Annotated in this window: 17 protein-coding genes; 10 read left to right on the top strand and 7 right to left on the bottom strand. The window is 45.8% G+C overall.

What is annotated here, in order from left to right:
• Positions 1–73: 73 nt before the first annotated feature.
• The gene (locus tag HGH90_RS03520; RefSeq protein ID WP_168763623.1) at positions 74–2470 is read right to left on the bottom strand and encodes a glycoside hydrolase family 31 protein; all 2397 of its coding nucleotides are present in this window, start codon (positions 2468–2470) and stop codon (positions 74–76) included.
• Between the two features lie 260 nt (positions 2471–2730).
• Positions 2731–3843 carry a WD40/YVTN/BNR-like repeat-containing protein gene (locus HGH90_RS03515; protein ID WP_168763622.1) on the bottom strand — a complete coding sequence of 371 codons (1113 nt, stop codon included), beginning with the start codon at positions 3841–3843 and terminating at the stop codon, positions 2731–2733.
• A 145-nt stretch (positions 3844–3988) separates the two neighbouring features.
• On the opposite strand from HGH90_RS03515, the gene HGH90_RS03510 reads away from it, so the two are divergent.
• The gene (locus tag HGH90_RS03510; RefSeq protein WP_168763621.1) at positions 3989–7102 is read left to right on the top strand and encodes a sensor histidine kinase; all 3114 of its coding nucleotides are present in this window, start codon (positions 3989–3991) and stop codon (positions 7100–7102) included.
• A 48-nt stretch (positions 7103–7150) separates the two neighbouring features.
• Complete coding sequence (locus HGH90_RS03505) at positions 7151–7819, top strand: response regulator transcription factor (protein ID WP_079468073.1); 669 nt, start codon at positions 7151–7153, stop codon at positions 7817–7819.
• Between the two features lie 384 nt (positions 7820–8203).
• Here the strand turns inward: HGH90_RS03505 and HGH90_RS03500 are convergent, their stop codons facing one another.
• Positions 8204–8353: a hypothetical protein gene (locus HGH90_RS03500; RefSeq protein WP_168763620.1), complete on the bottom strand. Its 150-nt coding sequence runs from the start codon at positions 8351–8353 to the stop codon at positions 8204–8206.
• A gap of 332 nt (positions 8354–8685) precedes the next feature.
• Between HGH90_RS03500 and HGH90_RS03495 the strand changes: the two genes are divergently transcribed.
• From HGH90_RS03495 to HGH90_RS03460, 8 genes are all read left to right on the top strand, one after another.
• A complete protein-coding gene (locus HGH90_RS03495; RefSeq protein ID WP_169190415.1) occupies positions 8686–10593 on the top strand; it encodes a DNA topoisomerase IV subunit B in 1908 nt (635 codons plus the stop codon).
• 8 nt (positions 10594–10601) lie between these two features.
• On the top strand, positions 10602–11495 hold the full coding sequence (locus HGH90_RS03490; RefSeq protein WP_169190414.1) for a DUF1835 domain-containing protein: 894 nt from the start codon (positions 10602–10604) through the stop codon (positions 11493–11495).
• Positions 11492–11896 carry a hypothetical protein gene (locus HGH90_RS03485; protein WP_168763617.1) on the top strand — a complete coding sequence of 135 codons (405 nt, stop codon included), beginning with the start codon at positions 11492–11494 and terminating at the stop codon, positions 11894–11896. Before HGH90_RS03490 ends, HGH90_RS03485 begins: the two co-directional genes overlap by 4 nt.
• Positions 11897–11913: 17 nt before the next feature.
• Positions 11914–14454 carry a DNA gyrase/topoisomerase IV subunit A gene (locus HGH90_RS03480; RefSeq protein ID WP_248276961.1) on the top strand — a complete coding sequence of 847 codons (2541 nt, stop codon included), beginning with the start codon at positions 11914–11916 and terminating at the stop codon, positions 14452–14454.
• A 173-nt stretch (positions 14455–14627) separates the two neighbouring features.
• The gene (locus tag HGH90_RS03475) at positions 14628–15215 is read left to right on the top strand and encodes an RNA polymerase sigma factor (protein ID WP_168763615.1); all 588 of its coding nucleotides are present in this window, start codon (positions 14628–14630) and stop codon (positions 15213–15215) included.
• 51 nt (positions 15216–15266) lie between these two features.
• A complete protein-coding gene (locus tag HGH90_RS03470) occupies positions 15267–16304 on the top strand; it encodes a FecR family protein (RefSeq protein ID WP_169190412.1) in 1038 nt (345 codons plus the stop codon).
• A 167-nt stretch (positions 16305–16471) separates the two neighbouring features.
• Positions 16472–19942, top strand: a complete 3471-nt coding sequence (locus HGH90_RS03465) for a SusC/RagA family TonB-linked outer membrane protein (RefSeq protein WP_211092936.1) — start codon at positions 16472–16474, stop codon at positions 19940–19942.
• Positions 19943–19968: 26 nt separating this feature from the next.
• Positions 19969–21714, top strand: a complete 1746-nt coding sequence (locus HGH90_RS03460; protein WP_168763612.1) for a RagB/SusD family nutrient uptake outer membrane protein — start codon at positions 19969–19971, stop codon at positions 21712–21714.
• A gap of 47 nt (positions 21715–21761) precedes the next feature.
• Here HGH90_RS03460 and HGH90_RS03455 read toward each other — a convergent pair whose 3' ends face one another.
• From HGH90_RS03455 to HGH90_RS03440, 4 genes are all read right to left on the bottom strand, one after another.
• On the bottom strand, positions 21762–22187 hold the full coding sequence (locus tag HGH90_RS03455; RefSeq protein WP_169190411.1) for a MarR family winged helix-turn-helix transcriptional regulator: 426 nt from the start codon (positions 22185–22187) through the stop codon (positions 21762–21764).
• Between the two features lie 10 nt (positions 22188–22197).
• Complete coding sequence (locus HGH90_RS03450) at positions 22198–22569, bottom strand: VOC family protein (protein ID WP_168763610.1); 372 nt, start codon at positions 22567–22569, stop codon at positions 22198–22200.
• Positions 22570–22669: 100 nt separating this feature from the next.
• Positions 22670–23647 carry a hypothetical protein gene (locus HGH90_RS03445; RefSeq protein ID WP_168763609.1) on the bottom strand — a complete coding sequence of 326 codons (978 nt, stop codon included), beginning with the start codon at positions 23645–23647 and terminating at the stop codon, positions 22670–22672.
• A gap of 26 nt (positions 23648–23673) precedes the next feature.
• On the bottom strand, positions 23674–24195 hold the full coding sequence (locus HGH90_RS03440) for a D-glycero-alpha-D-manno-heptose-1,7-bisphosphate 7-phosphatase (RefSeq protein ID WP_168763608.1): 522 nt from the start codon (positions 24193–24195) through the stop codon (positions 23674–23676).
• Between the last annotated feature and the right edge of the window lies 1 nt (position 24196).

The following is a 24196-nucleotide window of genomic DNA, read 5'->3' as shown; positions in this document are numbered from 1 at the left end:
AAAGTTGGCATAGGTTATGAAACCGGCGCTAGATCTCTATCTGTAGTGCCTTTTCTTTTTCCCTGTTTTTTGTTTAGCTGATTTTTATTTCTTCAAAGCTACGCGGCACAACAATCGCCACTGTATTATCAGGTAGCACATTTTCCGGCTGCCATGTTACCGGCGTACCATCTACTATCAGCGAGGACGGCTTAAAGGGTAATCCGTGTATAATGATCCGGTGATTTTTATAGGCCGTTTCATAATTCACATAAAACTGCTTTCTCAGCTGGAATTGTTGTGGCGTAGAATATTGCTTGAAGCGGATTACGTTGTATTGGCCGTTCTTATAACCATAATGGTCGCCCGCATCTTCGTATAACACGCTCTTTACTTCCTGATCGCTGTAGTATATATGCAACAGCATTTCGGTAACCGCCTTTTCCTGGGTGTATTGCATATCGGGATATTGGGGAATCACTACCCCTGCCTTTACAAACAAAGGCATTTCATCGAGTGGCGTAGGCACGGTTACTTCCCGGGCGCCGGTATATTGCTGATCGTTCCAGAAGTAATACCAGTTACCGGCAGGGAGGTATACTCCTTTTTCTTTCATACCTTTTTCACTGACATGGCTGATCAGCATCGCATCTCCGAACATGAACTCATGTGAACAGTTGTGGGTGGCCGGATCTTGTTGAGCTACAAATGCCAGCGGGCGGAGCATAGGCGTGCCGTGTGTAGCATATTGCCAGAAGGTGGTGTACAGGTAGGGTTGGAGCCGGTACCGAAGGGTAATGAACTTGGTGACCACTTTTTCGTATTCCGGTCCAAAGCTCCAGGGCTCCTGGTTAAAACCGGTTTCATTGCTGGCTGAGTGCGTACGCATCAGCGGATGAAAAACTGCTAGCTGAATCCAGCGGGTATACAGTTCACCATCGGGTTCCCCGATAAAACCACCGATATCACTACCGGTAAATGAGATGCCGGATACGGCCAGACGTTGACATTGTACGCTGGCCAGCCAGAGGTGTTCCCAGCTGGATACATTGTCGCCAGTCCATACGGAAGACCAGCGCTGTGCGCCGGAATAGCAGGAGCGGGTGATCAGGAAAGAGCGGTGCGGCATGAGGTATTTTTTCATACCGGCGGCCGTGGCCTTACTCATGAGGTGGCCATATATATTATGCGCTTTACGGTGGCTCACTTCTTCTCCATCGTAGTCGTGGCGTACATCTTCAGGGAAAGTACCCATTTCAAAAACCGCTGGCTCATTCATGTCGTTCCATACACCACGCACCCCCGTTTCTGCCAGGCTTTTGAACAGGCTGCTCCACCATTCCCGCACTTCGGGATTGGTATAATCAGGGAATACGCATTTGCCGGGCCATACATCGCCTTCCATGAGGGCGCCGTCGGCACGTTTGCAGAAGTAGTTATTTTTAACCCCTTCCTGGTAAACCGTATAGTCGGGATCTACCTTGATACCGGGATCTATAATCACCACCACTTTAAAGCCTTCTGCAGCCAGTTCTTTTATCAGGCCCACCGGGTCGGGAAACCACTCTTTGTTCCACGTAAAGCAGCGGAAACCATCCATATAATCGATGTCGAGGTAAATGACATCGCAGGGTATCTTCCTGGTTCTGAATTCTTTGGCAATTTCTTTTACACGGGTATCAGGATAGTAACTCCAGCGGCATTGGTGATAGCCCAGTGCCCACAGAGGGGGGAGTTCCGGTGTACCGGTAATTTTAGTATAGGATTCCGCCACTTCCAGCAGATCCGGTCCGTAAATAAAGTAGTAATTCATTTCACCGCCACGGGCCCAGAAGCTGCAGGCATCTTCTCTTTCCTTTCCAAAATCGAAGATGGTACGGAAGGTATTGTCGAAGAAAATACCGTAGCCAATACCATGGTGTAGTCCGTAATAAAAGGGAATATTGCGGTAGAGGGGGTCGGTATCTTTCTGATAGCCATAAGCGTCGGTACCATAGTTTTCCAGGCGCTTGCCCCGCAGGTTCAATTCCGTAGGTTTATCGCCCAGGCCATAGAAACACTCGCCTTCCTGTACCAGTTTGCTGCAATATTGGATTTTACCGCCTTTCAGCAGGTAGTGTTGCCAGTGATAGCCCATTTCATCCTGGTTAATTACCTTTCCTTCTTTATCGGAAATGGTGATACGGAGGTTGTCGCGGGCAATAAATACCCGGAGGGCATCGGTATATATTTCGAAAGTTTCTTCCCATTCCTTGATACCAAACGAAATAGGCGATTCCTGCAAAGTATCGCTGGTGGCGTAGGAGAAGTCGCGTTGAAAGGTTCCTTCCGCCGCATACCTGAAGCGGATAATTTTGTCGGCTATGACCCTTACTTCGAGTATCGTTTCAGTGGTATAAAAACAAAAGTAATTTCCTTCTTTTTTCCATTCCCTGATACTATCGGGATAATGTTTGGCGCCATATTTACTTGACGAGGTTTCAACTTGCATAATCTCTTTTTCTGGGTCCGTGGCAATATAATACCGTGGTTTTAAATTACATAAAAAAATCAGACTAGTGATAATGTATCGCGTTGGAGGCTGATATTTCTGCGTTTACCTGATTATTAGGGTGCTTGACAAAAAATACTACAAAGTGATTCAATTACTCGTTAACTTCATATTAATATAATTACTTTTTGCTTTAACCTATTTTAGCAGGTGCACCTTTCCAGGAGCACCTTTTTATTGGCGATTACCGGAAACCGGTCTTACTTTTTAGCGGTATCCAGCTGAGCAATTTCCTTCCCGGCCAGGTATATTTTACTGCCTTTTCTTGCCCTGGCAGCCACATTGAATCCTTTCCCGATTTCCTGCCAGTTTTGCCCGCCATCCGTTGATACCGCTGTGCCGGAGGTACCGGTGGTGATGAGGAACCGCGGCGACCGGAAGGCTACACATGACTTATAGCCTACAGGCGGTGTCTGGGGTGTTGTCCAGCTTTGACCACCATCAGTGGTAAGCAGACAGTTACCTTTGCTGGCGGTATCCTGCTTATAGTCGCCGCCTACTGCGATACCATCGCGGGCGTTACGGAAAGCAATGGAAAATATGCCGGTAGTGCTGCTGCCCTGTACGGTCGGTATCGTATAGGCTTGCCAGTTAGCTGTTTCTTTAAACAGCCTGGCGACGGTTCCGCCGGTGGCAAAATAAACTTTTTTCCCGGGAAGGTTGACTATGCTGGTGCCGCTGGCAGCAAAAATTGCTTCTCCTTCTTTGGCTACTGGCAGAGCGCGTGCTGGATCTGCTTCCCAGGACAGGCCGCCATTATGTGTGCGAATGACAATAAATTTATGATCGATCGGATCGCCGATAGCGATGCCTTCTTTATCGTCAAAGAACTGCATGGCATCGAAGAAGATCCCGGGGCGATGATCAGAAAAAACGCGGCGCCACGATTGGCCCCCATCTTCCGTTAAAAAAATAAGTGCAGGAGCCCCCGCATTCAGCACAATGGCTTTATGGTCATTAAAGGCATAAAGAGAGCGCCAGTCGCAGCTATCGCAACCGGGCACCTGTGTCCACTGCCAGTGAGCACCGCCGTCGATACTGCGGCCTACTTGCCCACCGGTACCGGAAGCCCACACAATATTATCTGTGACCACACTTAATCCCCGTATACTTTTTGCAGGAGGTGCCGGGGAAATGACTTTAATCTGGTATAACGAAGCGCGCTGCTGTGCCGATGCAGATAACCAGCCCGGGAAACAGCCCAGGCATCCTATGAATAATATATGGGAACGGAAGGCCGGCTTGCTGGTAGTAACCAGCCTCAGTAAGGCTTTGAGCGAAAAGCGGCCGGATAAAGTCAGGGCGGTAGTCATAAAGCATATCATTTATTTCCAATCTGTTATCAGGAAGAAAATTACAAAATTGCTACAAAGTGTGAGGCAGATTTATATATTTGCAGATTACCTGACCTGCTTACTTCAATACATTATTATAGTGCATCAACCGCATCGCTTAAAAATGTTCGTCCTGTGCTGCTTATGGGGGATTATCTCCGGGGCGCTGCATGCACAGGATAAACCCTATATTTTTGATAGCTATAGTGTAAATGAAGGGCTTTCTCAGAGCACAGTATTCGATATTACACGAGACGACCAGGGGTTTATGTGGATTGCCACCCGCGATGGGGTGAATCGGTTTGACGGTTATACTTTTAATGAATACCGCTATAAACCCAGCGCCTTATACAAGGCCGGGGAAGGTAAAGGGGAACTGGTTCCCCGGAGCGCCACTGGCAGCAGCGCCGTTATCAATCGTTTTGACCTGAAAGGATACAAGGGTTTTTCGTTTTATAAGGATAGCCGTCATCAGCTGTTACTGGCGCATAATAACGGGATTAGCGTATACAATAAGTATCGTAATAACTTCCGTACGCTGCTGGAAGATACCTCTAATGTAAATGCTCAGGAGCGTGATGCCAACGTAAAATTCAGCATATTGGGGGAAGACACTGCTACCAATTCGTTGTGGGTATGGCGTCCTATGAAAGGCTTGTATATATTGGATAATACCACCTATGCCATTCGGCGTATTATCCTATACCCACCACAGTTTTGGCAGAAAGGTATATTGCCTTCAGCCATGGTTAAAGACGGCAATAACATCTGGATGAATGGAGAGCCGGGAGAACTGCTTTCTCTTAATATCAGGAACCTGCGTTTATCTACCTATTGTTTGCCGGGAGTAGGCGCCCAGCCAGTGCTGCGGAGTCTGAACAAGGACTCAATGATTATCGTAAGTCCCGGGCATATTACCATCTTCAATAAACAAAGAAACAAGTTCAGCGACCTGGCCTTTGATATAAAAAACGAACGGGGCGAAGCCTTCGAGCCAGCGGTGGCAGAGCAGGACCAGTACGGGAATGTATGGATAGGCGGCAGTGACGGGGTGCTCATTTATAGCATTACCCGCAATGAAATTATCCGTCATATTGTTAGTTTCAACACCTTTGAAACCCGTTCTTTCAATAATGTGTCTTACCTGTACCGGGATAGCTCCGATAATATGTGGGTAGGCACAGACGGGGACGGTTTGAAGAAATATTCCCCGCATAAAAAGGTATTCAACCTGTACCGGTCGCCTTATATCACGCATAACATGGTGCAGGCTTTATACAAGCACGATGATGGGAAGCTCTACGTAGGCCTGATGCGTGACGGGCTGAATATTTATGCGGAAGGAGGCCGGTTCCTGGAGCGTATTTCCAATGAGTTATACCCGGGGAAATTTCCCGGAGATGATCTGGGCGCTATTTGCCGGGAGGATGCAGATCATTTGTGGCTGCATTTTACAGAGATGCATATAGGCTTGTTCAATGTACAAACCAAGGCTTTCCAGGATCTCACCGGCAAAGTCACAGCCCTGGGACTGCCCAAGCAGCGTGATGCCTATCCATTCCTGTTTAAGCGTACCAACGGCGAACTGTATTTCAACTACGGCAGCTACCTGTTGTTATTCAACGATCTGCGCAGTGATACACGGACCGGTTATGAGGTAGCAGTGGTGCATAATTTTACCGACGAAACGCTGACCACCTATTTTGAAGATATGATGGGGAACCAGTACGTAGGTACGAAATCAGCATTGTATGTAAAGAAAACTACCGACTCCCGGTGGAAGTGGGTGCAATTACCTTCCGGTACTACAGTAAAATCGATCAACAAGAATGCGCATAAAGAGTTGCTGGTAGCCACCAACAAAGGATTATTTGTCATTGACGAAGCCAATAATATCAAACAGCATTACAACAGTTACGACAATCCGAAGCTGATTAACGACTACATGTATGGTGTGTTGTTGGACGATAAAGATAAAATTTGGGTGAGTCATAATAAGGGGTTATCGATGATTAATCCGTTAGGAGGTGAGATCACTACTTTTAATTATGAAGATGGGCTACAGTCGAATGAGTTTAATACCGGTGCATTTTATAAATCGATAGACGGTGAGTTATTTTTTGGCGGGATACGGGGTGTAAATGGCTTCTATCCTAAGAACTTCCGGGATAATCTGTCTAACGCCAAAGTGATTATCCGCCGTATGGAAGTGCTGGATAAGCCCTACGAATCAGATACGGCCATATCCCTGCTGAAGAAAGTTGAGCTGCCTTACAACCAGAATACGATTGCGATAGAATTTGTGGCACTGGAGTACACCAATCCCTTAAAAAATCGCGTGCAGTATAAGCTGGAAGGCGCAGATGAAGATTGGGTACAGGCAGGTACATTCCGTATGGCCCGCTATACCAATTTGCATCCGGGCAGTTATACATTTAAAGTGAGAGGATCAAATAACGATGATATCTGGAGCACAGTGCCTACTACGTTGGAAATCGTGATTAAAATACCTTTCTGGCAATCGTTGTGGTTCCGGTTCTTATTGCTGCTGTTGTTGTTGGGCATTGCCTATTATTTTTCCACGCTGTATCTCGATTATAAGATCCGGCATGAGAAGCTAAAGCTGGAAAAAGAACAGGCGGTAGACCAGGAGCGGGCGCGTATTTCAAGCGATATGCACGATGACCTCGGATCGGGATTGTCTACTATTCGCCTGTTGAGCGAAGTGGCCAAGCGAAAGATCAAGGATCCGTCGCAAACGAGGGAAATAGAGCGTATTTCAGAGACAGCCGGAGAGATGGTGGATAAAATGAGTGAGATTATCTGGGCGATGAGTTCTGCGAATGATTCACTGGCCAACCTGATCGCGTATATGAGAAGTTTTGCAGCGGAGTTCCTGGAGCATGCGCATATTACCCACCAGTTCTATATTCCTGAAACCATACCCAATATTAAGCTGAGTGGGGGGACGCGGAGGAATATTTACCTGGCGGTGAAGGAATCGTTGCACAATGTAGTGAAACACGCCAAAGCTACAGAGGTAATTGTGGAGGTGAAAGTGCATAAGAACATGACGATAATGATTAAGGATAACGGGAAAGGATTTGACCAGGAGAAAGTGAGGTTATTCGGTAACGGATTGAAAAACATTCAGAAAAGAATGTTGTCTGTAGGGGGAAATGCCGATATTACGTCGAACAATGGGACAATAGTTTTTCTCGATATCCCACTAAATTGACATACATTTGTTTTTAATAACATCTAAGTGTTATAATTCCTTTTAAACATGACGGTATACTCTAAGAAAAAGTCCCAGGATAACATGGACACTATCACCATTGCGATAGTAGAAGACAATCATGATATCCGCACGGCGATGGAATTGCTGATTAATGGTTCTGACGGTTACGCCTGTGTTGGTACTTTTAATAATGCAGAAACCGCAGTTGAACAGATCCCTCAATTGATGCCAAATGTAGTGCTGATGGATTTCAACCTGCCGGGAGGTATGAATGGCATTGAATGTATTGCCCAGTTGAAGCGGGAGCATCCGGATATGCAATTTATGATGCTCACGGTGTATGAAGATGACGACAAGATCTTTATGGCATTGGAAGCAGGTGCCAGCGGGTATATTCTGAAGAAAACTTCTCCAGGCGAATTGCTCGAGGCTATCCGCGATTTATATGATGGCGGTTCGCCTATGAGTTCGCAGATAGCGAGAAGGGTAGTCGCATTTTTCCAGAAGCAGGCAAAGCCTAATCCGGCCCTGGAAGCGTTGACTACCAGGGAAAAAGAAATCTTGGACCAGTTGTCTAAAGGCTATCTTTATAAAGAGATTGCCAGCAACCTCTTCATCAGTATCGAAACTGTACGTCGCCACGTACACAACATCTACGAGAAGCTGCATGTAAGAAGCCGTACCGATGCAGTGAATAAATATTATAACAGATAATGAAGAAGCTGAAGGCATAAAGCTGAAAGCAAAAAAGCTATTGTAGCGAATGATATAAGCGGAGATATTATAATACTCACTGTTTTCATTCACTGCAATAGCTTTTTTGCTTTCAGCTTTTTGCTGAAACTTTAGTTTTATGCTTTTTGCTTAGCTTCCAGCTTTTTGGAAATATTATGCACAGTCAGGACTACAGCTGCTATTAACAGACAAGTAAGCTTAAATAAAAGACCAGTTTTCATAAGATAGGGATTATACGATTACTAGGTGAATACGGTTAAGTATAGACATAACACTCCCTGATGGCTAATGCCAGGCTGATGAAACTTGTAAAAGCTATTGTGCAGTGCCGGTTATAAAATAAACCAGTAAAAGAGAAATTGATTATCGCATCATTTGCCAGGAATCGAACTTTTGCATCAGCTGCAGAAATTTGTTACCAATACGGTTATCCTGTTCTTTTTTAATAAAGTAGGTGGCTATCAGTGCCACTAATAATAGGACAGATAGCAGGATCAGGCATAGTGTTTTCATAAGGACATAGGTTAGGATTATTCAAAACTTGATTGTTGTAAATATAGATAAATATTTGATATAAGTTTTATTTAACATAAATTTTTTTATCCCATTTTGTGGTTTCATAACGGAGGAAATTTTTTCCGGATAAAAAAACAGGTGATCCGCCTGATTTTAACAAGTCTTATTGTATTGGTAGTCAGTATCGTAAGCATAGTGTATAACTTATACTTGGGATGATTCACTGAATCCTTTATTTTTGCCAGCAATCAGATTTTGCTAAAAGATTTAGTATCCTTGCAGAATCGGATACATCCTTGAAATAATAGTATTTAGGAAATTTAATATATATGGCAAACACGGACAAAACGGATAACAAAGATCTATTTGCTTCCTACACGGAAGACTCCATACGGTCGCTGGACTGGCGGGAGCATATCCGCCTCCGGCCTGGTATGTACATTGGAAAGCTGGGAGATGGATCGAGTATGGATGATGGTATTTACATCCTGTTGAAGGAGGTGACCGATAACTGTATTGATGAGCATACCATGGGTTTCGGTAAACAGATTGATATCAAGGTAACAGAGCATCATGTTACTGTCCGCGATTTTGGGAGGGGTATTCCTTTGGGAAAAGTGGTAGATGTGGTGAGTAAGATTAATACCGGCGCCAAATATGACAGCAAAGCCTTCCAGAAATCGGTAGGATTGAATGGGGTGGGTACCAAGGCGGTGAATGCTTTATCGAGCTATTTCCGGGTACAGTCCGTTCGCGACGGCCGTATAAAGGCTGCCGAATTTGAAAGGGGCGTACTGGTAAAAGAATACAAAGAAGGGGCTACCACCGAAGCAAATGGCACCCAGGTAACGTTTACACCGGATGATACGGTATTCAAGAATTACCGTTTTATCCCAGAGTTCCTGGAAAACCAGATATGGAATTATTGCTTCCTGAATGCTGGTCTCACGATCAGTTTCAATGGCAAGAAATATCTTTCTAAAAATGGCTTGCTGGATTTGCTGCAACGCAAAACCAACGAAGATGAACTGCGCTATCCTATTATTCACCTGAAAGGAGAAGACATAGAAGTAGCCATCACCCACGAAAGCCAATACGGGGAAGAATATTATTCCTTTGTAAACGGTCAGCATACTACCCAGGGAGGTACACACCTGGCTGCGTTTCGTGAAGCATTTGTAAAAACCGTTCGGGATTTCTACAAAAAAGATTACGATGCTACCGATATCCGGGCTTCTATCTGTGCCGCTGTTTCCATCAGGGTGCAGGAGCCGGTTTTTGAATCGCAAACAAAAACCAAGCTGGGTTCACTGGTAGTATATGAAGGAGGTCCTTCTGTGAAAGCCTTTGTATTGGAATTCCTTTCCAAACACCTGGATGATTACCTGCACCGGAATCCTGCCGTAGCAGATGCGCTGAAGAAAAGAATAGAACAGAGTGAACGTGAGCGTAAAGAGCTGGCAGGGATTAAAAAACTGGCCAACGAAAGAGCCAAGAAAGCCAATCTCCATAACCGTAAACTGCGTGACTGCCGTTTACACCTGAACGATGAACTGACTGGAAAAGACAAGGCTGAGCAGGAAGCCCGCCGTTTAAACTCTACGATCTTCATTACCGAAGGTGACTCTGCGAGTGGTTCGATTACCAAATCCCGCAACGTGGAAACGCAGGCGGTATTTAGTTTACGTGGTAAGCCGCTGAACAGTTTCGGGCTGACCAAGAAGATTGTATACGAAAATGAGGAGTTCAACCTGTTACAGCATGCGCTTAATATCGAAGAGGGACTGGAAGGCCTGCGGTACAACAACATTGTAATTGCCACAGATGCAGATGTAGACGGGATGCACATTCGTTTGCTGTTACTCACCTTCTTCCTGCAATTCTTCCCTGACCTGGTGAAGAATGGGCATGTATATGTTCTGGAAACACCTTTATTCCGGGTCCGTAATAAACAACAAACGCTCTACTGCTATACAGAAGAAGAGAAGCAGAAAGCAATGAAACAGCTGGGAGGTAAGCCTGAAATTACCCGCTTTAAAGGATTGGGTGAGATTTCCCCGGATGAGTTTAGCCGTTTTATCGGTGATGATATGCACATAGATCCGATTATTTTATCGAAGGATATACATATCCAGAAGTTGCTGGAATACTATATGGGTAAAAATACCCAGACCCGCCAGGAGTTTATTATCAACAACCTGCGGTATGAAAAGGATTTAGTTGAAGAAACTGTATAGCTAGGTATATGGGTTTAGTACACATTGTTTTTGGTCAGTCTTCGGTACCGGTATTGAGTGAAGCCGTGGCGATGGATGAAAAGATGAGCGGAGAGTTGCTCTGTTTTGAAGATGATCTGTCGGTAGGGCCCCTGTTCATACTGGACACCAAAGAAGGCCGGGCAGGGCGCAGGCAGTTCTGGATGCAATTGGCAGGTGTTGCTTTACCTCCGGTAACAGCCGCAGAAGAGGAAATGCCGGCAGCACCGGCAACGCCGGCAGAAGAAGTACCGGAAGATGCTGACCGGTTCCAGGTGCTGAAAGCACAGCTGAAAGAAAACCCTGACCTGGAAGTATGGATCTGGGCCGGGCAAAATGCACGGGATGTGTGCGGTTACTATTGGCTGGTAAGCCAGTTGTATGATTTTGCAGGCCGTATTCATATTATTTACCTCAACAATCTGCCTTTCCTGAACGAGAAGGGGGCGGTATTTTATCCTACCCATTTGCACCAGATTTTGCCAAAAGAGTTCCTGAAAGCGAAGAAGCTGGCGCGTGCTATTTCTCTCGCGGAGTATGAGCTGGATGGAGATGAATGGCATCGCCTGATGAATGAGAATGCAGGCATTCGCCTGCTGGAAGGAGGAAAGAAAATTAAAGGTGAGCCCACCCTGTTTTATGACAAGGAGTTGCTGACGCAGAGCGGAAAAGAATTTGTGAAAGCATGGCGGGTGGTACAGCAGGTAACCGGTAAGCTCAAATACCCGGTGATGGACCAATTCCTGGGTTGGCGGCTGAAGGAGCTGATTCGCGAAGGTAAGCTGGAAAGCAAAGGGGAGCTAAAAACCATCCGTGATTTTGAGGTGAAGCTACCGGGGGAAAATATGCCTGCAGAAAATACTGAAAACCCTCATACTGTATGATTAAAATAACACCGCTTGCGTTAATGGGCGCCGATGATCGTGGCAGTGGCTACTTTTGGGACTGTAACCGCACTGGCAATTTCCTGGTATGCTACCGCAATGCCGGCAGCAGCAGTGGGCAACATTACCACGAAGGCAAGCGGGATAACAAGAACCCGGAAATTATGTATCTCTTTACCGGCAAGGCCGCCATTCACTGGTGTGCAAAGGATGGAGATGCGATTACAGTTAGCGAAGTAACAGCGCCTGCAAGGGTGGAAATTCCCATCAACATATGGCATCAGCTGATTGCCATTACAGATTGCTGTTTTATAGAAATGAATTCTCTGGAAGATGTACAGCAGGACAGTGTCCGTGTATGGAGGCCCGATTTTGAAAAAATGATTAACGTAAAACCGTAAGTGTATTATACATGGATATGGAAAATAAAACATCAGACGAATCTCTGCACAATGTCATCCACGTGGGAGGCATGTATGAGAGCTGGTTCCTGGATTACGCTTCCTATGTAATCCTGGAGCGGGCCGTGCCCAGCGTGGAAGATGGGTTGAAGCCTGTACAGCGTCGTATCCTGCATGCCATGAAAGAAATGGATGATGGCCGTTTTAATAAAGTGGCCAACGTCATCGGGCAAACGATGCAGTATCACCCGCATGGGGATGCTTCTATCAGTGATGCTATTGTAAACCTGGGTCAGAAAGACCTGCTCATCGAAACCCAGGGTAACTGGGGGGACGTTAGAACCGGTGATGACGCTGCTGCCGCGAGGTATATCGAGGCCCGCCTGTCGAAGTTTGCCCTGGATGTAGCTTTTAATGCTAAAACCACTTCCTGGCAACTGAGCTACGATGGCCGTAAAAACGAACCATTGGCATTACCAATGAAGTTCCCGCTGCTGTTGGCACAGGGTGCAGAAGGTATCGCCGTAGGGTTGTCTACCAAAATATTACCGCATAACTTCTGCGAGCTGATAGAAGCGGCTGTGAAGTACCTGAGGGGCCGGAAATTTGAGCTGTATCCCGATTTTACTACGGGTGGTATGATAGATATTGCCAACTATAACGATGGTAAACGTGGTGGAAAAGTAAGGGTACGTGCGCATATTGAAGAAAAGGATAAAAAGACCCTGCTGATAAAGGATGTACCGCATGGGATCACCACCACCCAGCTGATGGAGTCTATCGTAAAAGCAAACGACAGCGGTAAAATCAAGATCAAGAAAGTAGTGGATAATACCGCTGCTGATGTGGAAATTGAAGTGCAGCTGGCGCCTGGTATTTCACCGGATATTACAATCGATGCGCTCTATGCCTTTACGGATTGTGAAATTTCTATTTCTCCGAATGCCTGTGTTATTGTCAACGATAAACCGCAGTTCCTCACGGCGTCTGACCTGTTGAGGGCTTCCGTAGATTATACCAAAGAGCTGCTGAAGCAGGAACTGGAAATCAAATTGGCGGAGCTGCAGGAAAAATGGCATTATACATCCCTGGAGAAGATCTTCTTTGAAAAAGGGATCTATAAGGAACTGGAGCAAAAGCATAAGGATTGGGAAGCTGTACTCACCGCAATCGATAAAGGATTTAATCCGTATAAGAAGCAATTGAAACGCGAAATTACCCGCGAGGATATTGTGAAATTAACGGAGAAACCTGTACGCCGTATTTATCGCCTGGATATCAATGAACTTAATGAGCAGATCAAAGGTATTGAGGCAGATATTAAAGAGGTGAAGCATCATTTAGCCAACCTGGTTGATTATACTGTGGCTTATTATGATAACCTGTTGAAGAAATATGGTAAAGGCCGGGAGCGTAAAACACTCATTAAAACCTTCGACACCATCCAGGTAGCGCAGGTGGCCATTGCCAATACCAAGATATATGTGAACCGGGCAGATGGATTTATTGGTACTTCCCTGAAGAAAGATGAGTTTGTAGCCGATTGTTCCGACCTGGATAATATCATTGTATTCCGCCGTGATGGTAAGATGCTGGTGACAAAAGTAGCTGATAAAACTTTTGTGGGTAAGGATATTATCCACGTAGATATCTTCCGCAAGAATGACGAACGTACTACCTACAACATGATCTATGTGGAAGGTAAAACGGGCGTCAGCTATGCGAAGCGCTTTAATGTAACGGGTGTAACCCGCGATAAGGAGTATGAACTGGCACATAAAGGAGAGAAAAACTCCAAGGTGCATTACTTCTCCGCTAATCCGAATGGTGAAGCAGAAGTGGTGACTATCAAGCTGAGTCCGAACTGTAGCGCCCGTAACAAGGAATTTGACCTTTTCTTTGAGCAGATTGCCATCAAAGGCCGTAGCTCCATGGGAAATGTAGTGACCAAATATCCTATCCGCGGGGTGAAGTTTAAGGAAAAAGGCGTATCAACACTTGCCGGGCAGAAGATCTGGTATGATACCGAAACTGGCCGTTTAAATACTGAGGAGCGCGGCGTATATATAGGCGCCTTTGAAGGTGACGACAAAATATTTGTGGCGTTTAAGAATGGTACTTATGAGTTAACCAATTATGATCTCACGAACCGTTACGAGTCTAACGATGTCGTGTATATTGAGAAATTCAACCCGGAGAAAACGGTCACCGCCATCTATTTTGATGCTGACAAAAAGCAATTCAATGTAAAACGTTTCCGTATTGAAACGCAGACGTTGAACAACAAATTCCTGTTCATCAAGGAGGGTGCTGCTAACTACCTGGAGATGGTAACGACCCATACTCAACCGGTTGTATTGCTGAAAACAGGTAAAAAGCGCAGCCCGGAAGAGGAAGAAATAGACCTGTCCGAATTTGTGGAAGTAACCGGCTGGAAAACAGTAGGTACGAGGATTGCCGGCGATGACCTCATAAGTGCAGAATTGTTGTCGGAAGATGAAGACCCGGATCCTAATGAAGAAGGACCGGCAAGCGGAGGACAAGGGGAATTATTTTAGAAGGAAAGCATAAAGCAAAAAGCAAAAAGCCATCGTTCATTCGCTACGATGGCTTTTTGCTTTATACTTTCCGCTTTCCGCTTTTTCTCGTTTTTTTTCCCCTTAACAATTAAATAAAACAGTATCTTAATATGGATGTTTAATTTGCACCTGTCCATATTTTTATTGTTGGGATGAAATACGAGAACTTAGCCGAAACTGAACTGTTACAATTGATCGCCGCTGATAATGGCGCCGCTTATGAGGTATTGTATAACAGGTATTGGCAACCGCTTTTTCTTTTTGCCTATAAGCGGCTGAAAAATAAGGACGAATCGAAAGATGCGGTACAGGATGTATTTATCAATTTATGGAAGCGAAGAAATACGTTGCAGTTAACAGCTTCCCTGCGTACTTATCTTTTCACCGCAGTCCGGTATGAGCTACTGCGAAAAATAGCACAGTCGAAGAAAACATCGGGTAGCGAGGAAATGGCATTGATGCCAGTAGAAGCGGCTACTATTGACATGTTGAATGAAAAGGAACTGCAGCATGCGTTGACTATCGCCATTGATCATTTACCGGCTAAAATGAAAGAGATCTATCTATTAAGCCGGCATCAACATAAACCCATTGCCATTATAGCCGAGGAATTATCTTTATCTGAGCAAACCGTAAAAAACCAGCTTTCCAAAGCCTTACTGCGACTGCGTCAGCATTTAAAAGAAGCGACCGTTATCCCCGTACTCTTTCCCTGTGTTTTTTATTTCCTTAACATTTAGTTAACATATTGGAATGGTACTACCTTCAGGTTTAAGATGCTTCACTATAGCATGAGTACATCTGAATTTAAAAATATTGTTGAACGTTATCTGAAAGGAGAGGCCAGTGCTGTAGACCAGGCGATGATTGAAGCCTGGCTGGCGGCTACGGAGGATAGCCCGGTAGACCTGACTGCCGATGAGTTATCAGAAATCGGGGTGGATATGCTCCAGCATCTGAGAGTGCAGAATGGCTATGCCCTGGGAACCGAAGCAGGGGAGTCTGCATCCGATGCCGCATACCCGGAAATAAAGGAACGACGGTTATTATCCTGGCTGCAGCGCATAGCGGCAGTACTGATGGTAGCCATCAGTGTAGGAGCGTTATTCTATTGGGGACGTATGTTCACCCGTACCAGACCGCCCGTGGTATCAGTAAGTACACCGGCGCCGGTTACCATTTACCGCGTGAGGGTAGTGGCTACCGATGCTGTCAGGAGAGTGATGCTGCCCGACAGTTCTATTGTGCTGCTAAATCGTGCCAGCAGCCTGTATTATACTATTCCATTTGATCATGCAATACGAGAAATATATATGGAACGCGGAGAGGCCTTTTTCCAGGTAAAGCAGCTGGCTGCCCATCCGTTTATTGTGCATGCTGCGAAAACCAGGACGACTGTATTAGGTACTTCCTTTAATATTCGTATATTCGATAACGTTAGATCTATCAAAGTGATAGTGAAAACTGGGAAGGTACAGGTAGCCACCGGGTTATCTATAGCAGACAGTACCCGGCTCCTGACACCGGAGCAGGGCATCGAAATTAATGCCGCTCATAACAGTGTACGTGCCTTTTCCCAGCCCGCAGATATCATTACTTCCTGGTATGATGGCGTGCTGGTATTTCATCAGAATACCATGAAAGAAGTGGTAGAAGCATTAGAAAACCGTTACCACGTCCGCATCCGGCTGGGCACACCCGCGACGCAACAATGCCGTGTTTCGGGCAACTTTACCAGGAGTCATACTATCACTGAAGTATTGGACGCTATATGCCTTGTACATCGTTTGTCTTACAAAAAGAAGAACAATGAATTTTTCATCTATTAATTAATAAATAAAAAACCGGCTATGCGCTAACATAACCGGTCACTTGTTTTGCTGACTAATCCTTCCGTAACGCTAATTACCGGATGAGGCAGCGTGTTTTTAATTCAACATAAAAACTGTTCAAATTTATGAAAAATGTAGCAAGCAATTCTACAATCCGTTATCTTATGCGCCTAAGTTTACTGACAACCTGCCTTGCCGTGGCAAGCTTGTCTTTGTGGGCCAAAAGCCTGGAGGGGCAGTCTCTCAAAAAGAATGTGTCTCTTAAAGTAACCGGCACTAACCTTAACCGTATCTTACAGCAGATTGCACGTCAAACGCACCTGCGCCTGGTTTATGATGCAAAAGAGGCCGACAATTACTACATGGATTCGCTGGATACAAGGGTACGCCCTGCAGATGCCCTGCTGGACTCCCTGCTGGCGCCTACCACGCTGGCATACCGCGAGGTAAATGACCTGTTGGTAATTTATCATAAAGATGAACAGGAGTTTGGCCTGCATGGAAAGGTGATAGATGAAGGCAGTAAAACACCGTTGCCAGGCGTAACAGTTTCGCTAAAAGGTACCAAACGCGGCAATGTTACAAACGCGGAAGGTGGTTTTACGCTGGCTTCTGTAAAGGCAGGCGACGTGCTGGTGATATCGTATGTAGGCTACGAAACAAGAGAAGTAATTGTTTCCAATAATACCTTTCTGACCATCGCCCTGAAGAGCAGCAATGCCCGCATCAATGAGCTGGTGGTGGTAGGTTACGGTACCCAGAAGAAAGTAAACCTTACCGGCGCCGTAAGCCAGATCGATGCCAGCGCCATTGAAAGCCGTCCTATCGCTAACCTCGGACAAGCCCTGCAGGGTGCTATCCCTAACCTCAACATTAATTTTGGTGACGGCCGCCCCGGTGGCAGCGCATCACTGAATATACGCGGCTTTACCTCCATCTCCGGTGGCGCTCCGCTGGTACTCATAGATGGTATTCCTGCTAACATCAATACTGTAAATCCCCGGGATATTGAATCAGTATCGGTATTAAAGGACGCTTCCTCCGCAGCCATATATGGCGCCCGTGGCGCCTTTGGTGTGATATTAGTGACTACCAGGAAAGGAAAGTCCGGCAAGATGCAGATCAACTACGGCACTAACTACGGCTGGGCTACGCCTACTGCCAGCACCAATTTTATTACCAGTGGCTATGATGCTGCTATGCTGAATGATGAGGCATTTAAAATTACTCTGGGAAAAACCTACACCGGTTATACCGATGAAGACTATGCGGAGCTTCTGAAAAGAAAGACAGATCCCACCTTACCTTCTGTAGTTATACAGAACCGCAAGGGTAAAGATATGTACATATACTACGGAAACACCGACTGGTGGCATACGATGTTCCGCGATGAGCTGCCATCACTGGAGCATAGCCTGAATGTAAGCGGTGGATCCGATAAAATCAACTACCTGGTATCAGGCAGAGTATATCAGAAAAAAGGGATGATGCGTATTTCACAGGACGTATATAATTCCTATAACTTCCGGGCGAAGCTGGAAGCAGAAGTAAAGCCCTGGTTGACTTTAACCAGCAACACCCAGTTTAACGCCAACGACTATACATATCCAGGCAGCTCAGTTAACGGAAACTTTGTTTCTGTAAGCGTGCATGCGTTACCATCATATGTACCCGTAAATCCCGACGGTACTGCTACCTATCGTACAGAGCTGAATAACTATACCATTGGCGATGGTATATACGCCGATCTGCTGCATGGCAAAAGCAAGGGAGCTACCAAACAAACGGAATTGATTAATACCGTTGGCGCCGTCTTTAAAATTACACCTGAGTTTAATATTAATGCCAACTACTCACTGACTGTAATTAACGGTAACAGCTATCACCGGCAGACAGCCTCCCCCTGGTCTATTTTTCCGGGCGTCATCAGTTATGTGAATAATGACGATCTGTGGCAACAAGACGATAACTGGACCAACCAGGTAGTAAACCTGTATGGCAATTATAATAAACGTTTTGGCAAACATTCCCTTAGTCTTACTGCCGGGGTGAATGGGGAATTACAGCGATATCGTATGCTGTATTCCCAGCGGAAGGATGTGTTATCAGAAGATTTGAATGAAGTGGCGCTGGGTACCGGTGATGCCACCGTAAACAGCGACAGGCAAGAACTGGCACTGCTCGGCGCTTTCGGCCGTGCCGCCTATAGCTACGCCGATAAGTACCTGGTGGAATTCAACGGCCGCTATGATGGTTCTTCCCGTTTCCCATCCAACCGTCGCTTTGGTTTCTTCCCTTCGGTATCTGCCGGATGGCGTATGAGCGAGGAAGCATTTTTTGCGCCGGTGAAGAACGTAATCAACGATATCAAATGGCGGGCGTCTTATGGTGCATTGGGCAACCAGGACGTACGCAACAACAACTACCCTTATATCCCGATCATGGGAATGGGTACCTTAAGTTATATCACCGAAGGCAAACGTACGCAGTATGTAAGCCTCCCGGCGCCTATTTCTCCCAGCCTTACCTGGGAAAAGGTAAACTCTACCAACTTTGGGGTGGATATGAGCTACCTGCGCAACAGGCTGAATGTAACGTTCGACTGGTATGTGCGTAATACCAAAGATATGCTGACCAAAGGGATGACTTTGCCCGGTGTTTTTGGTGCTTCAGAGCCCAGGGAAAATGCGGCAGACCTGAGATCTAAAGGTTGGGAAGTGAACGTGGACTGGCGTAATTCACTAAAGGTGGCCGGCAAGGCGTTTACTTATAATGTTGGGTTTAACGTAGCTGACTTTAAAGCGGAAATTACCCGCTTCGATAACCCCAATAAAATTCTCAGCGATTATTATACAGGTCAGCGTTTAGGAGATATCTGGGGCTATAGCATTGCCGGATATTTCCAATCAGACAAAGAAGCGGCCGACTGGAAAGTAGACCAGACACAGGTAGGAAATAACATTTTCTCTGCTCCCGGTGAATGGGGTAAACTCCGTGCAGGTGACCTCAAGTTCGTAGACCTCAATGGCGACGGTATTATCAACAAAGGAAAGAATACATTGGAAGATCATGGCGACCAAAAAATAGTAGGTAATTCCTTGCCTCGCTATACATTCGGTATCCGGGGTGGTGCAGACTGGAACGGTATTGATTTCAGTTTCTTCTTCCAGGGCGTGGGCCATCAGAATTGGTATCCCGGCGCCAACGCAGATAAGTTCTGGGGGCCCTTCTCCCGTCCTTACATGTCTTTTATCCCGACAGATTTTGCTGATAAACTATGGAGCCCTGAAAATCCCAATAGTTATTTCCCGCGGTTGAGAGGATATATCGCACTGAACGATAATGGATCATTAAAAGAAAACAACGATAAATACATGCAGGACCTGGCTTATATCCGTTTGAAAAGCGTGATAGTAGGTTATACCCTGCCAGAGACTTTGCTGAAGCGCATTAAGCTTACCCGTTGCCGCATTTACCTGAGTGGCGAAAACCTGCTCACTTTCACCAAGTTGAAAAGCAGGTACCTGGATCCAGAGCAGCTGACCACCGATCCTAACCTGGTAAAAACCGACGTGAATGGCCGTGTATATCCTTTTAGCAAAACCTTTTCTGCCGGTTTGGATATCAGTTTTTAATGTTTATCAACGAAAAAGAAATGACGATGAAACAAATCAACTTACTTATCATATGCTTGCTGGGATTGATGATCGGCTCCTGTAATAAATTCATGGACAGAGACCCGCTGGCGAAAATTTCTCCCGATAATTTCTTTAAAACAGAAAAAGATTTACGGTTGTATATCAACTCCATGTATACGATGGTGCCGGATGCGGAAGGGATCTACAACGAAGACATGGACAACGTGGTAAAATCCAGTACTTCGGAGTTTCTCACCGGCAAACGCCAGGTGCCGGTAACCGGCGGAGGATGGACCTGGACAGAGCTGAGAAAAATCAACTATTTCCTGGTCAATTGCAATAAGGTGTTGCCCTACGCTACCACGCGCAAGTATGTAGGCGCCGCTAAATTTTTCCGCGCCTGGTTTTATTTTGAGATGGTTAAAAAGTTTGGAGATGTACCCTGGTACACTACTCCGTTGGATGTAAACGACCAGGCGCTGCTACAGAAAGCGCGGGACCCGCGTAAGCTGGTGATGGATTCTGTAATGGCTGATATCGATTCGGCAATTGTGTCATTGGATGGCATCAAGAGCAATGAGCTGGTGACTAAATGGACCGCCCTGGCTTTGAAAGCACGTATCGGTTTGTTTGAAGGCACTTTCCGCAAGTATCATAAGGAATTCAATTTACCAGATGAAAATAAATTCCTGCAGGCTGCCGCAGATGCTGCTGCACAGCTAATGGCCGGCGGACAGTATCGTATTTTTACCAGCAGTCCGGACGTAGCCTACCGCGATTTGTTTGCCACGAAGAATGCTAACACGGATGAAATTATTTTAAGCAGGAAGTATAGCGCAGGATTGCAATTGTATCATAACGCCAACTACTATACGATTACTGCGTCCTACGGACAACCGGGGCTGGAGAAAAGTTTGGTAAACAGTTACCTGATGAAGGATGGTACCCGTTTTACGGATCAGCCGGGATATGATAAAATGCAATTTTTCCAGGAGTGCCAGGGCCGCGATCCAAGGTTGGCGCAGTCTATTCGTACACCTGGTTATACCCGTATTGGAAACACCAATAAGTTGGTACCAGATTTTGGCGCTGCGGTTACAGGTTACCAGGTGATCAAATATGTGACGGATGAATCGCAGGATTCTTATGTGAAGAACGATAATGATATGCCGGTGTTTCGATATGCAGAAGTATTACTCAACTATGCTGAAGCGAAAGCAGAATTGGGACAGCTAACCCAGGCTGATATTGATCAAACTATCAAATTATTACGTAACCGGGTAGGTATGCCTGGTCTGGATGTAGCCACCGCTAACGCCCATCCTGATCCGTATGAGGCTGCCCGTTACAGCAATAAAAATATTAGCGGTGTTCTCCTGGAGATCCGTCGTGAGCGCCGTATAGAACTGCTGATGGAAAATTTCCGCTGGAATGATATCTGTCGCTGGAAAGAAGGGACTATGCTTACCAAACAGTTTAAAGGCATGTATTTCCCGGGTACCGGTTCATTTGACCTAGATAATGATGGCAAAGTGGATATCGTGATTTACGAAGGAACCAAGCCAACGGGACCTAAAGGACCGGCTTACCTGAAACTGGGATCAGAAATAGACCTGGAAAATGGTGCTTCGGGAGGCTCTATTGTTGTGAACCGGAATATCAGTAAAACCTTCAACGAAACAAGGGATTACCTGTATCCTGTACCCATACAGGAACGCACGTTGAACAGGAATTTGACACAGAATCCCAATTGGAATGATGGACTATAACAACTATGATCAAGGCCGGGAGCATTTGCTTCCGGCCTTGATTCTTTTTAAATTTTACCTCCCATATTGGTGATTATCGTTTCCAGGAAACGGATAGTAGCCAGGTATTCTTCCACGGTAGTTCCTTCCAGTACTTTTTTCCTGTTTTCTTCCTGTAATGCTGCTATCTCCGCGTAAGCGGTTTTCCCTTTTTCTGTAAACCTATACAGGTCTTCCGCTTGTTCCAGCCATTCCCGGGCCACCAGTGCAGCCATCACCTCATCGAGTTCTTCAACAGTCAGGAATTTGTCGACCATGTGATAGTATAGTTGCTTGCTGATTTTTCCGTGTTTGTCGATGCTTTTCAGTACCTGCCAGTGAAACCGGTTAATGCCGTGTCTTTCAAAAGCAGCGTTGGTGAAGGCGGTGATCAGGCTGTCGGCTTCTTTCAGGTACCAGCCAATGGGAAGTTTGTGAGTAATGTCGGGTTGCATAAAAGTGCTTTTAATCGTTGACAGGTGTAGTGACTTCTATCAAAAATGTATCAAATGAAAAATAGAACCCATAGGTCTTGCGCATGAACTGTGGCGTTTGTGTTGCCGCGATGCCGCCCTGTAGCAGGCGTTCGTGCATCTGGTTCACAGCAGCCTGGCTGTCCAGGTAAAACCCTATGTGAAAAGAATCCGGGTAAGTATGATTCCCTTTCTCATTAAAACGCTGGTGCATCAACACCAGTACAAAGTTATCGGGGCCTTTCAAAACAGAAAGCGCATCGTTGGGTTTAGGGTCTGTACAGGTAAAATCGAAGTACGTTTCGAATAAAGCGCGTGTTGCCGGCACATCCTGCACGCTGAGGTTGAGGTGATTTAATTGCATGTTTCAATAGATAATAAATGAATGTTCGCTCTTTTAAATGCAAATATAAACGAATGACTGTTCTTTTATAAATTATTTTTTTAAGAGATGGATAGGCGGTTTATTGTTTCTTTTTCGGAGCTGGTTTCTTCGGCGTTGGCTGTTCGAAATAATCCTCTGCACTTTTGGGCTGGGTCATACTTTTCTTTTTCTGGTCCAGCGGCAGAGGGGTAGGAGCGCCTTTACCCAGTGGAATGGCGTCATGGAAGATCTTGTCGACATGCATCCATTTGCCGGCCGCCCATTTAAAACCCTCGTAGTCCATGTCAGATACGTAAGTATATTTCTTCCCGGGTTCATTGGTTTCGGATATCAGGTGATCAAATACGATCATATCCAGGTCTTTATTGTAGTTCAGCGTCGCTGTGCTTTCCTTTTTATATTCTATGATAAAACGATTTCTGACCGGCTTAGGGGCGCTATCTTCTGCAAAGCTGAAGTAGGGGCCGCCGAATACCGGCGCGCCGTTTTTAAAGGTCAGCATTTCAATTATTTTCTTTTGGCTGCGCGGGTTATTGGCATCCCAGCCAAAGAGCGTATAAAACTCCTGGTTGAAGTAATGACGGTGGATGATATTGTAATACAGGCAACCGTACCAGGACTTATTGTTGGTAATGGTATCGGTATTAGTCATAAAATCAGACGCATCAAATAGTGGAAACAGTTTAAGTGTTCCATCGGGTGTATTCAGCTGGATGGCGCCAAAATGCCTGTAGAAGCCGTTTTCGTGCTCAAGTGCCCAGGTAAAGATCCGGAAGGTACTATCCTGCGGATACTGGATAGATACTGTTTTCAGGGAATCGAACCGGAAACGGAAAGAATATTTTGTTTTCAATGCCCGCACCAGGAGAGGAATAAACTCATCTGTGGCCCTGGCCCGGCCATCGTCGCCTTTACCGCTAAAGATTTCCTGGCTCAGTGCCTGCAGGGTATCCTGGTCGCGTTTCAGCTGTTTTAAGCCGGCAGCATCTGGTTGCTGTGCATAGGTTAGTAAGCCGGTAAGGAGCAGGATAATTGACAGGAGTGATTTTTTTGCCATATCTATTATACGGTTCAGAAAGGGAATTATTGTACAGATTGTGCAAACTGCAACAGGTTTTCGTATCGTTGGTCGATGAGTGGATGCGGAAAGGGGACTTCGGGGCGGGTAGAGGGAATGAAAACTGTTTTCATGTCCAGGCTTTTTCCAAACTGCATATCGCTGAGGGTATTGCCTACCATCACCGCCTGGTGGAAGTCGATATCCGGGAAGTCCTGTTTTGCCTGCAAGCCCATACCGGTAGCAGGTTTGCGGCAAGGGCTATTGCTATCTACATCCGGGCAGAAATAAATTTTATCAATCCTGCCCTGGTGCGCTTCGATTTCCCGGAGCATGAGGGCATGAATATCCTGCAAGCCGGCTATTGTCAATAGTCCCCGGCCAATACAACGTTGGTTGGTAACCAGGATAATGCGGCTGAAATGTTTAGCCAGTATAGGCATGGCTGTTAGTACGCCTGCACTGAAGTGGAACATGTCTGGGCGCAATACGTAGCCATCCCTGATTTCATCATTTACAACGCCGTCTCTGTCGAGGAATAAAGTCATA

The sequence above is a fragment of the Chitinophaga sp. Ak27 genome (genome assembly GCF_012726295.1).
Classification (GTDB): domain Bacteria; phylum Bacteroidota; class Bacteroidia; order Chitinophagales; family Chitinophagaceae; genus Chitinophaga.
The sequence above is the reverse complement of the archived record's forward strand: the minus strand, read 5'-3'. Positions and strand labels throughout refer to the sequence as shown.